Annotated in this window: 9 protein-coding genes and 1 CRISPR repeat array; of the genes, 5 read left to right on the top strand and 4 right to left on the bottom strand. The window is 44.2% G+C overall.

Translation table 11 applies throughout. The features are described 5' to 3' along the window. The 5 genes from DB520_RS10255 to DB520_RS10275 all read left to right on the top strand — a co-directional run bounded on the left by DB520_RS10255 (window position 1) and on the right by DB520_RS10275 (window position 5,509). On the top strand, window positions 1–1,407 hold the full coding sequence (locus DB520_RS10255) for an ATP-dependent DNA helicase (protein ID WP_114749628.1): 1,407 nt from the start codon (window positions 1–3) through the stop codon (window positions 1,405–1,407). A 96-nt stretch (window positions 1,408–1,503) separates the two neighbouring features. Further along, on the top strand, window positions 1,504–2,514 hold the full coding sequence (gene cas1, locus DB520_RS10260) for a CRISPR-associated endonuclease Cas1 (RefSeq protein ID WP_114749629.1): 1,011 nt from the start codon (window positions 1,504–1,506) through the stop codon (window positions 2,512–2,514). Continuing rightward, on the top strand, window positions 2,498–3,511 hold the full coding sequence (locus DB520_RS10265) for a CRISPR-associated primase-polymerase type B (RefSeq protein WP_114749630.1): 1,014 nt from the start codon (window positions 2,498–2,500) through the stop codon (window positions 3,509–3,511). The genes cas1 and DB520_RS10265 overlap by 17 nt, the downstream gene beginning before the upstream one ends. 1 nt (window position 3,512) lies before the next feature. Beyond that, complete coding sequence (gene cas2, locus DB520_RS10270) at window positions 3,513–3,992, top strand: CRISPR-associated endonuclease Cas2 (RefSeq protein ID WP_114749631.1); 480 nt, start codon at window positions 3,513–3,515, stop codon at window positions 3,990–3,992. A 14-nt stretch (window positions 3,993–4,006) separates the two neighbouring features. Beyond that, window positions 4,007–5,509 carry a DUF7017 domain-containing protein gene (locus DB520_RS10275; RefSeq protein ID WP_114749632.1) on the top strand — a complete coding sequence of 501 codons (1,503 nt, stop codon included), beginning with the start codon at window positions 4,007–4,009 and terminating at the stop codon, window positions 5,507–5,509. 203 nt (window positions 5,510–5,712) lie between these two features. Continuing rightward, window positions 5,713–9,320: direct repeats of the CRISPR family, unit length 37 nt; unit sequence CCTAAAAAGATACATCCACTACAATAAGGATTAAGAC. 810 nt (window positions 9,321–10,130) lie between these two features. Here DB520_RS10275 and DB520_RS10280 read toward each other — a convergent pair. The 4 genes from DB520_RS10280 to DB520_RS10295 all read right to left on the bottom strand — a co-directional run bounded on the left by DB520_RS10280 (window position 10,131) and on the right by DB520_RS10295 (window position 13,571). Continuing rightward, on the bottom strand, window positions 10,131–10,823 hold the full coding sequence (locus DB520_RS10280) for a 4'-phosphopantetheinyl transferase family protein (RefSeq protein WP_114749633.1): 693 nt from the start codon (window positions 10,821–10,823) through the stop codon (window positions 10,131–10,133). Window positions 10,824–10,943: 120 nt separating this feature from the next. Then, on the bottom strand, window positions 10,944–11,699 hold the full coding sequence (locus tag DB520_RS10285) for an SDR family oxidoreductase (protein ID WP_114749634.1): 756 nt from the start codon (window positions 11,697–11,699) through the stop codon (window positions 10,944–10,946). 315 nt (window positions 11,700–12,014) lie between these two features. Beyond that, window positions 12,015–12,827, bottom strand: coding sequence for a ferritin-like domain-containing protein (locus tag DB520_RS10290; protein ID WP_114749635.1), 813 nt, complete (start codon window positions 12,825–12,827; stop codon window positions 12,015–12,017). A gap of 12 nt (window positions 12,828–12,839) precedes the next feature. Then, window positions 12,840–13,571, bottom strand: coding sequence for a ferritin-like domain-containing protein (locus tag DB520_RS10295; protein ID WP_114749636.1), 732 nt, complete (start codon window positions 13,569–13,571; stop codon window positions 12,840–12,842). Window positions 13,572–14,022: the final 451 nt, after the last annotated feature.

Below are 14,022 nucleotides of genomic sequence, written 5' to 3' on the forward strand. Positions count from 1 at the left end.
ATGAAGCTTAAGCTTACCGATCACCAGTCCCAGGCCCTAGCAGGCATTCAAAACTTCCTGCAAAAGGAGGGTCACGCCATTTTTATCCTCAAAGGCTATGCGGGGACCGGAAAGACCACCCTGCTCCAGCAGGTGGCCAAGGAGCTGCGTACCCAAAAAAAGCCTTTTGTGCTGCTTGCCCCCACCGGAAGGGCTGCCGCGGTGCTAAGGGCAAAGACGGGATTTACGGCCAAAACCATCCATTCCGAACTTTACCACTTTAAGGACGTGGACGGGGAACCCGAGGAAAGCAACAACGCACCCACCCCCGACCAGTATGGCCAGATGCGCCTGCGCTTTGAGATCAGGACCCCAGACCAGGACAACGACAAGGTGTATATCGTGGACGAGGCCTCCATGCTCGGCGACAACAGGGCCGAAGAAACTTCCTTCGCCAGCTTCGGCACAGGCCACCTGCTGACAGACTTTCTGGCACTGGTGGGAGCCAATAAGGTCATTTTTGCCGGGGATCCCTGCCAGCTTCCCCCCGTGGGAAGCAAGGAAAGCCCCGCACTTACCGAAAGTTGGTTTCGGCTACAGGGCAGGAAGGTCCAGAGCACGGAAATGACCCAGATCCTGAGGCAAAAACAAGATTCGGAGGTGTTGAGGTTGGCCACTAGGGTAAGGCGGATGACCGGACAGACCTTTCCTACGCGCTGGATAAAGCTTCCCGCACTCCGGAGACCCGACATCAACTTATATACCCACGACGAACTGGTCAACCGGTATATCCAACAGGTAAGCGCAAATGGTACCGAAGACACCGTGGCCATTAGCCTTTCCAACAAAAACTGCCATGACATCAACGGGAAGGTGAGGCAAAAGCTTTACGGTAGTGCCCATGCGCCCTTGCAGCGTGGAGACCTGCTAATGGTAACCCAAAACAACTACCTGGTTCCGCTCACCAACGGGGACTTTGTGGAAGTGGTGGAGGTGGGAGACACCAAAAGCCAAAAAGGGGTTTCCTTTCAGCACGTCACCGTAATGGCCAGGCTAACGGGAAAAAAGCATGAAACCCTGCTTTGTCTGGAGCCCCTTCACCGGGGCAGCACCAACCTCTCCACCGAACAGCAACGCATGCTGATGATCGATTTCAGTCAGCGGATGAGGGGCCACGGGGTAAAGCCGAAGTCGGACGTGTTTTATGATGCCATGCACCAGGATCCCTACCTAAACAGTCTGAGGGCGAATTTTGGGTATGCGGTTACCTGCCACAAGAGTCAGGGAGGGGAATGGGAAGAGCTGTATTTTTTCCTGAACAAGGGAATGTACACCATGGAGCCTCCGGAGCTACTGCGCTGGTGGTACACGGGGATCACCCGGTCCAAGGTGAAACTCCACTTGGTGAAGGATTGGTGGGTGGGTTAAATACTTTTCCAAAGTTCTAAAACTTTGGAAAAGTTAAAACCGATAGTAAAAATTGAATCTGGAAGGAAAAATTGAACATGATATAACTACGTAGCTATGCACCTGGTCATCAATTCGTATGGAGCCACCTTGGTAAAGGAAAACGGCCTGTTTGTGGTGGAAACTCCGGAAGGCAAGCAAAGCTTTCCTCCCGATATGGTGAAGAGCATCAGCATATCCAAGGCTGCCCGTATCACCAGCGACGCCATCATTCTGGCCATCAAGCACCAGGTGGAGGTATTGTTCGTCAATGATATGGGCAATCCGGAGGGCAGGGTATGGAGTGTGCAGTACGGCAGTATTTCCAATATCCGAAAAGCACAGGTCAACTTTTTGTATTCCAAGGCCGTCATTGCATGGGTCAAGGAGTTGATCCTCAAAAAACTGGACCACCAGGTGGCGCTCCTGCTGGCATTCCAACCCGAGAAGGACGAAAACCTCCCGGGGCATAACCGCTTCCAGTCCGCCATCAACAGTGTGGAAGATTACAAGCGAAAGATCAGCCAGCAGGAAGGGCAGGTCATCTCTGATCTAGCGCCCAGTTTGCGGGGCTGGGAGGGTGCCGCCGGTAAAAGGTATTTCCAGACCATCGCCCTGCTGATGCCAGAGGAGTATAAGTTTGAGGGCCGTGACAGGCAACCCGCCAAGGATCCCTTCAATGCCCTGCTCAACTATGCCTACGGCATGTTATACGGCAAAGTGGAGGGGGCACTGATCAAGGCGGGCATAGACCCTTATGTGGGTATATTTCACCGGGACGACTATAATCGGCCTGCACTGGTGTTCGATGTCATAGAGCAGTACCGCAACTGGATGGACTACGTGGTGATACGGCTCTGCCAGGAAAGCGCCATTCCCCCGGAGGCCTTTAGCAAGGACGAAAAAACGGAAGCCATGCTGCTGGGGCCCCTAGCCAAGCGGATTCTTATCCAGTCGGTCAATGATTATTTGGGGGAAATAATTTCACTGAAGGGCAGGGCATTAAGCAGGCATGTGCATATGGAGGAGGACATGCATAAATTGGCTAAGGTGTTTTTAAAATTTGGGACAGATGATCAGGTTAGGTAAGCATGTCACCCAGGCAGGGGATCAGTTATACGATGTGTCGGTAGAGAAAATCCACAAAGCCTTGCAGAATGCCGACGGGGAAGTGGCGGTGTTGTTGCAGCGGCTGCAGGCCATCAGGGCTATGGATCCCTCCCAGTACCGCAAACTCAAAACCCAACTGCCCTACATCGTGTGTGCGCAGTTTCACCCCAAGGTAAGGCGCAAGGAGAATTTCCTGTTTACCGAGCGGTTTTTGGTGGATATTGACCACCTCTCCGAACATGATGTGGACATGGACACGCTGAGGGCGACGTTAATCCGAGATCCCAGGCTGGAACTGCTCTTTGTCTCCCCTAGTGGAGACGGGTTGAAATTGATGTTCAGGCTTTCCGAGCAGATCACCGATCCCAGCTACTATGTGACGTTCTACAAGGCATTTTGTCTTGCCTTAAATAAAAAATACCAACTGGGGGCAGCACTGGACCATAAGACCCACGATGTGAGTCGATGCTGCTTTGTGAGCTTTGATCCAGATGCCTATTACAACCCGGATTCACAGCCCGTGAATCCCAAGGAGCTGGTGAGCGCAGACAGTTTTTTTGAGCTGGAGCAGGTGAAGAAAGACGTAAAAGCCTCCGAAGAGGCCATAAAGGCCTCCATGGAGGGTCAATTGCCTGAGAAAAAGCCACATGAACTACCATCTGCGGTGATGGATAAGATCAAGGAAAAAATGGGGATGCGGGTGAGGAAGCCCCAGGAAAAAGACTACATACAACCTGAGGAACTGGAAGAGATCATGGCTGAGGTACAGAAGGCGGCCGAGGAGGTAGGGGTTCGCATTGCCGGGATCAAGCCGATTTCCTATGGCAGGCAGGTAAGGTTTGAGGCAGACAAGGTGTGGTCAGAGATCAATATTTTCAGTGGAAAAAAGGGAGTGAGCGTGGTAGGGACCACCAAAACCGGCAGTGACAAGGCATTTTGCACGCAGATGGTAGACTATCTCAAAGCAATGTTGTGATATGGCTAAACCACCCAAAAAGTCCTATGACCTCAAGGCAAAGATCGAAAAGTTAAAAGCCGCAGGGTTACACCGTAGCGAGGATGCGCAAAGACCCAGTGGTGCTGATGATTTGGCACCCCTACCGGATCGTATAAAGTTGATCCTAGGCATACTACAGGAAAATCCCATAAAAAGCACGCATATGAATTATCTGATCATGTACGATATCGAAAACAACAAGGTCCGCAGGCTGGTCTCCACCTACTTGGAAAAAAAGGGCTGCGTAAGGGTGCAAAAGTCTGTCTTCTTGGTCCATTCGGATCACAAGAAGTTTGACGAGATCAAGGAAACCCTGGCTGAAATCAACGATGCCTATGAAAATGATGACAGTATCATTCTAGTGCCGATGAACATCAGCGACGCCAGAAGCATGAAACTGATTGGAAAAAACGTGGACATTTCCAGGATTGTGGATCCGCCTAACACCGTGTTTTTATAAAAAATCAGCTAGCCATGAATGTCACGTCACTAAGAAAGTCCGGGGAATTGGAGAAAGCCTACCGTTTGGCCAAGGAAAACTTGGAAGGGAACCAAGACAAGGTGGAGGCGGTAAGGGACATGGGTTGGGTGCTGTATGATTACCTGAAAAAGCACACACAGAGCGATAAGGCAGAAGCTTTTTTGAAGGTGATGAGGGCAATCGGTAAGTTGAACCATGGCCTGCTGGACCTGGTGTTTTTTCAGCAGATGGCCTATGTGACCGGAACCTTTCTATTCCATTTCAAGCGAAGCCCCCACCCTAACGTTCAGGTGGTGGAGGAGCTGTTTCAGGAGGTGGAAGAGATGCCCTTTCCCAAGCCGGACCCATCCTATTCGTTTTTGTTGAAAGGTTTTCTGGGTTTTTGGGAAGATTGGCCGGGCTTTATAGGATTATTGAGATGGTGGGGGTGGGATCACTTTATGGAAGAGGACTTTTTGCAGCAAAAGCAAGAAAAAAAAGTGTTTATGTCCTTGGTGGAACAGACCGTGGGCAGGTACTCCAAGGTATTGATCAGGAATACAGAGGGCCGGGAATTACCCACTGTGGTCCTTGGAAAACTCAGTTTGGAGTTACTATCTTTTATGGATAAACAGGAGAAAAAATGCAGTGGCTATTCTTTTTTTCCCTATTACAGGGCGAAGGTGCTTGCCCTTCAGGGGGATGTTAAACAGGCCAGGACCTACTTCTTGCCCTTTGCCAAAAAGAAAACCAAGGAATTCTGGGTATGGGAGCTGTTGGGGCAATTGGAGGAAAACGCGGAACTGGCCTTTGCCTGCAAGGTTCGGGCACTAGCGGTAAAAACCAAGCCTGAATTTTTGGTGAAACTGCGGGAGCATATGATAGCGCCCATCCTTGAAGTTGATGCTGATTGGGCCAAGGTAGAACTGGACAGGGTGGTCCAATTAAGGGAGAAAAAGGGTTGGCCCCTGGGCAAGCACCTGGTTCAGCTGAAGGAAGAGGGCTGGTATGGCAAGGCAAAAACCATATCCACCGGAGCCTATTACAAGAAATACGTGGATATGGCCAACCAGTCCTTATTGGGAGAGGCGAATCGGGTCCGAGTACTCGTTTATGGAGTACTAGAGGGCAAAGGCAAGGCATTTGGCATAGATGCCCAGCGTACGCCTTACAAACTGTCTGGAGTGGGAGAAAGGCTAAAGATGGGAAAGGTATATGGTTTGACCTACCGCCCTGCCCCCAATGGCTGGGTTATGGTGGAGGGTGCTCTGGAGGAGGAACTCGGCGATTTTTCGTCATTTATAGAGGTAAAGCGGGGAATGTTTACGTCCAGGGATGGCCAGGAATTTGGCTTTGTAAAGGATGTGTTTGTTTCCCCTGCCATGGTGAACCGGCACGGGCTCCGGTCTGGGATGCAGGTGGAGGTGAGTTCCGGGCCGTCCTATGATACGAAAAAAGGTACTTGGGGGAAACAGGCGTTTGAGATAGAGATTTTAGGGGAACAATCAAAAGGATAAGACATTGGTGCTATTGAATGGCTATTTCAACGCTACATTTTTGGGCAGATAAGGGAGGTTCAAAAAGGTATGAAAGCTGCCAATTACGTTGTATATTTGGAGAGGGAGAAAAGAAAGGTCAGGTTTATGGGGCAAAAACTAAAAAGTTTTCACAGGGTTTCGCTGATTAAAGAATTGATTTGCAACCCATTGTGGACTTTGCTCCTAAAAAGATACATCCACTACAATAAGGATTAAGACCTGTGGTGAATTGATTATCAAATGTTTTCTCGATGCCTAAAAAGATACATCCACTACAATAAGGATTAAGACTCATCAGGGGCAGCACGAAGAAGCAGATGGCAATCATCCTAAAAAGATACATCCACTACAATAAGGATTAAGACCCGGTTTTTCATCAACCTATCCACTTTCTTCTTTGATCCTAAAAAGATACATCCACTACAATAAGGATTAAGACCGCACAGACTTCTTCCTTGAGTTCCTCGCCGGTCCCCTAAAAAGATACATCCACTACAATAAGGATTAAGACAGCTTTTCATTTGTCTTTTTGGTTTATAAGTTCTTGCCTAAAAAGATACATCCACTACAATAAGGATTAAGACGATCGGCAGGGTGTCCGGACGTTGCCGCAGCTCCTCCTAAAAAGATACATCCACTACAATAAGGATTAAGACCGGCGACGAGGTCGGCCTTGGTGAACTTGCGGACGCCTAAAAAGATACATCCACTACAATAAGGATTAAGACATCTGCAATAACAATGCAGGAAGTACTTCACATCCGTCCTAAAAAGATACATCCACTACAATAAGGATTAAGACGGGATGGGTCCGAGGCGGAGTAGACGGAAAAGCCCCTCCTAAAAAGATACATCCACTACAATAAGGATTAAGACATTCATGAACTGATTCTTTCGTCTTACTTTTAATGCCTAAAAAGATACATCCACTACAATAAGGATTAAGACTTCGGTGAGCTGCTCCTCCCACTTGTAGCCTAAGTCCTAAAAAGATACATCCACTACAATAAGGATTAAGACGGCAGCACGAGAAAGCACAATGCAAGCATGAAGCTCCTAAAAAGATACATCCACTACAATAAGGATTAAGACCTTGCTGTTGATGTACCCCTGAGAGGCCGCGCGGTACTCCTAAAAAGATACATCCACTACAATAAGGATTAAGACAAGATAAAGATGGAAATTTAGAAGTTAAGCAAAATACACCTAAAAAGATACATCCACTACAATAAGGATTAAGACTCCCCGTCAACAGTGTGGGGCCGTAAAAAGCCCGGCCCTAAAAAGATACATCCACTACAATAAGGATTAAGACAGAATGTTTCTTGGTTCATGATGCTTACAGGTGTTTCCTAAAAAGATACATCCACTACAATAAGGATTAAGACCCCCAATGATATCCCCTTTTTCCTTTCCGACTAAAACCTAAAAAGATACATCCACTACAATAAGGATTAAGACATAAATCTATATCCCCATTAAGAAATAAGTTTAAATCCTAAAAAGATACATCCACTACAATAAGGATTAAGACAAGTTCCAAAGCTGCTCTTTGTTTGAATTGTCCCAGCCTAAAAAGATACATCCACTACAATAAGGATTAAGACTGAGTCATCTTGAAGGAACTGTACCAGGATGGTGCCTAAAAAGATACATCCACTACAATAAGGATTAAGACCAATAGTGCCATTCTTAAATTATCTAATTCTTCCGGTCCTAAAAAGATACATCCACTACAATAAGGATTAAGACTTCATCTTTGTAGTTTTTTAAGTATGTAATATAGTTCCTAAAAAGATACATCCACTACAATAAGGATTAAGACATTCATGAACTGATTCTTTCGTCTTACTTTTAATGCCTAAAAAGATACATCCACTACAATAAGGATTAAGACCTTGGTATATGATACCCTTAACTCTTTACCTAAACCCCTAAAAAGATACATCCACTACAATAAGGATTAAGACCGAAATCGACCAGGCTGTAGGAATAGAATGTCATCCCTAAAAAGATACATCCACTACAATAAGGATTAAGACATGATATAAGTTTAAGTGTGTGATTAATTTTGGTGACGCCTAAAAAGATACATCCACTACAATAAGGATTAAGACTTATAATGTTATTTATTTAAATACCAAGCTATAATACCTAAAAAGATACATCCACTACAATAAGGATTAAGACGCTGTTTCTTTTGCTTCTTCACTAAGTTCATTGAACCTAAAAAGATACATCCACTACAATAAGGATTAAGACTATGCTTCCATAACCATTGTGCCATGTAAGCGGATCCTAAAAAGATACATCCACTACAATAAGGATTAAGACCATGTACTTTTTTACCATTGGGATTATTTAAATTCCCTAAAAAGATACATCCACTACAATAAGGATTAAGACTAACTACTTTTTAGATTTACGTTTTTCCAGTCCATGCCTAAAAAGATACATCCACTACAATAAGGATTAAGACCCGCTGAATCACCCTGATCGAAAAATTCAGGATTCCTAAAAAGATACATCCACTACAATAAGGATTAAGACGGATATCTTGTTATCCATGATGTTATAAAGTTTAAGCCTAAAAAGATACATCCACTACAATAAGGATTAAGACGGATATCTTGTTATCCATGATGTTATAAAGTTTAAGCCTAAAAAGATACATCCACTACAATAAGGATTAAGACATCCCCAGGATTTTCCGGAGGACGTGCCGAAGCCCTGCCTAAAAAGATACATCCACTACAATAAGGATTAAGACTATCTCCTGCTTTGTACTTGATACCTTCCATGTTTTTCCTAAAAAGATACATCCACTACAATAAGGATTAAGACCACTGCTGGAAATATCCTGCCCAACTGTAACCTGAGCCCTAAAAAGATACATCCACTACAATAAGGATTAAGACATTTAGTAGAATACTTCTCTCTTAAATAAGTTTGTCCTAAAAAGATACATCCACTACAATAAGGATTAAGACAATCCAAATCCCCAAATATGAATCCTCATCAAAAAACCTAAAAAGATACATCCACTACAATAAGGATTAAGACTCATGGCTTATTTTTGTTATATCTATGTCTAAACCGTCCTAAAAAGATACATCCACTACAATAAGGATTAAGACTATCGTACTTATCGACTTTCAGTTCATCAGCCATTCCTAAAAAGATACATCCACTACAATAAGGATTAAGACAAGGAATTAAAAGTTTTAATTTTCCTTAATGCTACACCTAAAAAGATACATCCACTACAATAAGGATTAAGACACCTATATGGTAGGTCATCTACCAATTTAGAATAGTCCTAAAAAGATACATCCACTACAATAAGGATTAAGACAACTTTTTGTTTGTAAACCCAACTTCATATTCACCCCTAAAAAGATACATCCACTACAATAAGGATTAAGACCATATGTTGGAAATATTATTCCAAAACAAAGGGTTATCCTAAAAAGATACATCCACTACAATAAGGATTAAGACAATACAAGTTTTCGGCATCATTGCCTCTTAATACTGTTCCTAAAAAGATACATCCACTACAATAAGGATTAAGACAATTGCTTCACCGTCTTTACAAATAGTTTTTTGTGTACTAAAAAGATACATCCACTACAATAAGGATTAAGACATTGTTTAGTAAATTTCTCCGTTTTCTGTAAAGTCCTAAAAAGATACATCCACTACAATAAGGATTAAGACCTTCAAGATATGGGATAAGGTCTTGGATACGGGCCTAAAAAGATACATCCACTACAATAAGGAGGACGGGGCGTGAAGAAAGGATCCCTTTGGATCATTTTAGCCCCGGGCCAGGAAGCGGGTGGGGTAATGTCGATAGTAGTCGAAAAGTGGGTTTACCTAAAGGTTCCTCACGTGAATGCTAACAAAAGGATAAACCAAAAATACATCCACTACAATAAGGAGGACGGGGCGTGAAGAAAGGATCCCTTTGGATCATTTTAGCCCCGGGCCAGGCAGCGGGTGGGGTATTGTCGATAGTAGTCGAAAAGTGGGTTTTCCTTAAGGTTTATCACGTGAATGCTAACAAAAGGATAAACTAAAGACACATCCACTACAATAAGGAGGACGGGCGTGAAGAAAGGATCCCTTTGGATCATTTTAGCCCCGGGCCGGGCAGCAGCGAAGGGTAATGTCTATAGTCTTCTAAATATGGGTTTACCTCTTTGTTTCGCTCAAGAACATTACGACATATGGTGATATGCTCATATGATTTGTATGCCCCCGGGTTACGCCCATAGCCTTTCGGCCATTGGACTGCACCCGGGGTTATTGGGTGTTGAAACCCTGTCGGGTTTCTTTGTTATGTAGAGCGAAAATAGTGTAGGCTTACATTGGCGAAATTTGCATGATTTTGATGGAGGAGTTGCCGTTGGGAGAAACATATCATGGCTCGAATTGGATGCTGGGATTTATCAAATGGTGCATTTCCGTAACATCTACCTGCTTTAGCTTAACAGGAAGAATGACAGGTCGTTTTCCTTCTTCTATCAAGGGGCGGATTGTGTTCCCAGTGAGGGGTTCAATCCCAATTTACTTCGGGACAAGTTATATATTGGGTCTATTGTTGTTGCTGGCTGTTGGCGGCAAACCAAAGGAATATGCGGTCGATGGTCTGTTTGATTACTAGCTTTTGCAACATGAAATCCAAAGGTTTTGAGGAGGCCAAAAAGCTACTGTATTCAGGATCCACCTTTATTTCCTTTAGGAACCAGGGTTTGGAGGCATAGCGGATTTCCCCACAAGTGGTATCCACCTTAGTCAAATCCATTCCAATTCCGGCTCCCGAGGCCTTCAATACTGCCTCCTTTTGCGTCCAAATTCTGATTTTTTCCTCTAGATTGTTACCACTCTCCAAGATAACCTCCTTTTCCGCATCAGTCAGATAGGGAGTCAAATCCAAATCATTTCCATGTGCTTTATATTCAATATCAATTCCCAGCTCCACCCCCATAGCAGCCGCACATAGCACCCAGTCCCTGGAGTGGGAAATATTGAATTTCAGGTCAATGGGCAAATAAGGCTTTCCAAATTCCCCCGAGGCCAACCCCGAAATTTGTGCAGGGCTAAACCCCTCCTCCATCAGTTGCTCCTGAAGTAACACCTTACCCAGTAAATAGGCATACCTGTCTTTTTCTTGCACAAATCGGAGGGTCTTTCTTCTGATTTCGTCAGGCATCAACTCCATGGCCTTTTCAAAATTATCCGAAGAGGCATTTTTGATGTCAAAACCCGTAACCCGTATCTTTTTCATCCTGAGCACAAAGTTAAAGAGAAATTACCCATATGCGAAACCGGGCAGGGTTCCCCTTATCCTTATGCCCAAACCTATTTCTCGGAATTTTACTGTAGAAATGAAAGGGATCACCCTAAACTATTGGGCAACCCATCCCCCATCTACAGTAAGAGAGTGCCCGGTCACAAAGGAAGAGCCTTCCGAGCATAGCCAAAGGACGGCCTCTGCCACTTCCTCCGGTTCACCTAACCTTCCAATGGGTTTCATGGAAACAAATTGTTTTTCCACTTCTTTGTCTTCCCCGGTAAACCTATCTATCATAGGTGTCTTAATGACTCCTGGACAAACCACGTTGACACGAATGCCCAATTTTCCATATTCAAGGGCAGCGTTTTTGGTAAGCCCAATTACAGCGTGTTTGGAGGCCACATAAGCCGGCACACCAGGAAAACCCACCAATCCTGCTATGGAGGCATTATTAACGATGGCTCCTTTTCCTTGTTTGAGCATTTGGGCAATTTGGTGTTTCATGCAATGCCAAACCCCAGTAAGGTTTACGCTTATGACTTTATGCCAATTATCATTGGTACATTCATGGGTTATTCCTGTTAATCCTTCAATTCCGGCATTGTTAAAGGCCACATCCAGTTTGCCATACTTTTCAATGGTCTTATCCACCATCATTTTTATGTCCTCCTCTTTAGACATGTCACATTTTAAAAATAGTGCCTCTCCACCCTCTTTTTCTATGGCTTCGAGGGTTTCCTTGGCTTCCACCCAATCAACCACTACTACTTTTGCCCCTTTTTTGGCAAAGGCTATGGCTGTGGCTTTTCCAATGCCAAAAGCCGCACCTGTTACTAATGCTACCTTATCTTTATAATCCAATTCCATCTCGCCTGTATTTTAAGTTAAACAACATTAAAAACCCTTAACAGGAATATAGTTATTCACTGCCCTGATTCAATTCAAGGCAAATAAGAGATTCCTCCTATCCTTTAAGGATTGGCAAGATAAGGAACTGAAAATGTTTCAATTATGACAAAAATCAGGTTAAAAAATGATTTCCAAAAAAAAGCGTACCCCTGTTCCATTACCAGTTCATAAGTAAAAGTGCTGCTACTAGTTTCAACCATAAAAAAAACAGCTTAAAAATATAAAAAAAACCCCGTATAGGACTAAATAGAGGTCATACGGGGAATTAATCTGTCAAACGATGAACAACCCTGCTATGGTCAATACCTCATCACTAGTCAACGGTTCGTCAAAGGATTCTGTAATCCCGTCCGTACCTATGGAATCCAATGTCACTACATCTCTCACATCAACTCCACCTTGCATTAAATTATCCTCTCCTTCATAGACCGCCTGTGTTGCAGCCGGCATACCTTCTCCTCGTTCATCTCCAGTGATCCATCCTTTAATGCCTCTCAACCTTCGAACCTCAGATGCATGCCTTGCTTCCACGGAGTGGATTTGAAGTGCGGCAGTAAGCAAATCCCCATTACTCATCAAATTGGCAGCCTGTCCTTTATAGGCCCTTACCCCGGTATCCTCAAACGCCTGAGACAGGGCCAGAAATTGCGCATAATCACTGAAGGGTCTAAAGGCACCTCCAGCCGTAAAGTCAAACTCAGGCTGTTTGACAGGCTCTCCTCCTAATGACTCAATAACGGGTATTAGGAGTTTAACATGGTCAAATTCATGTCTTTCGATAATATTGAAAATAGCACGGTCCCTTCCTTCAGGAATCACATTACAACTACAACCCTCTCTATAAAACTGAGCCTCTAAATACTCCAAGGTCAGCGCAAAATTCAACACGTCTACCGGATTCGATAGTCCCATGGATTTTGCAGTTGCCTTGTTTCCCTTGGCAGCAGCAAGTGATAGTGGCACAGAAGCCATTACCGCTTTTTTACCGAAGTTGGCCAATTTCGCAAATGCATCCCGCCTAGTCACATAGGTGTCTGAGGATTCGGGTTTTACATTGTAACTTTTCAATAATTGATAAATATTCATAGTAAGTCCCTCCTATTTTAATAATCCAATTAGCTCGTTTGCATTGATCTCGTTGATAATAAATGGAGCCGCAGCCTTAAGTACAGTCTCAGGGTCAAAAGCCCTATCAAGCCCATTCGCGTCAATTATATCATCCCCGGCAAAGGATTGTGGATCCTCGTCTAAAATACTTCTAATGGCGGCGGCATGGCGCCCTTCTACGGACACAATCTTGCCTGCAATCAATAGTAAATCTGGGCTTTTTAGTAATCTGCCAGCGCCGTTATAAGCTGCTACTCCCAAGTCTTCAAAAGTTTTGGAGGCATTCAATACGCTATCCCTACTTGTGAAGTCAATCGAACTGAAATCAAAAGTCAAAGTCGGTATGGCACTTTGACCCAGGGCGGCTTTCAGGAAATCCCTATGCACGATTTCATGGTCCCTCAAATCCCTCATGATGATGAATTCTTCCTCTGAAATACCGCTGTAAGGATTGTCCACAACCTCAATATAGAAAGCAGCCTCAAGCTGCTCCAACACCAATGCGTAATTGAGCACCCCGGTATCACCTCTCAGCAATTCCACCACCCTGGATAAGGCGGCTTCACGTTCGTCTTCAGGAAACAAATCCTCCAAGGGATCACACCCTGCCAGGACTAAGCCGGTAGCAGCTACTGTAGCCCCTCCGTACTTCAAAAAAGACCTTCGTGATCCATTTCGATGAGCCGCCAGTTTGGCATCTCTTTCTTTAGTTTTTTTTAACATGGTACATTTTTTTGGTTAGTAAATAATTTATAAAACAAATGACTCCAAGAACCCTGATTTCCATAGGGAATTAATGTGACCCCAAGGGGGTTTCTTGAAGAAATTCATTTCAAAAAAGAATTACGAACCAAAGCACAAAGTCAGATCTATTTTGTATTTTAATTATTGAAAAATGCATTTAAAAGATGAGAGTATTATCCTATTCCTGATCAGAATGCTTACCCAGAAATAAGTTTCGATGTCTAAAAAATTTCCGAAAGTAGGGTGATTTCTTCTTTATAAGGCCTCCTTTTTATAAGGTTTGCTCCTTGGCAAACACCACTTCTGGTAGAACTATTAAGGTTTCCTTATTCTGCTCCTTGTCTGTCCAATAAACCATCCAATTCACCCGTACATCTTTAACTAGGTACCCTTTACCCTATAAAGCAGCCAACTTTTCTTGAAAAATTTG

It is taken from the genome of Pleomorphovibrio marinus (genome assembly GCF_003347495.1).
Lineage (GTDB): Bacteria > Bacteroidota > Bacteroidia > Cytophagales > Cyclobacteriaceae > Pleomorphovibrio > Pleomorphovibrio marinus.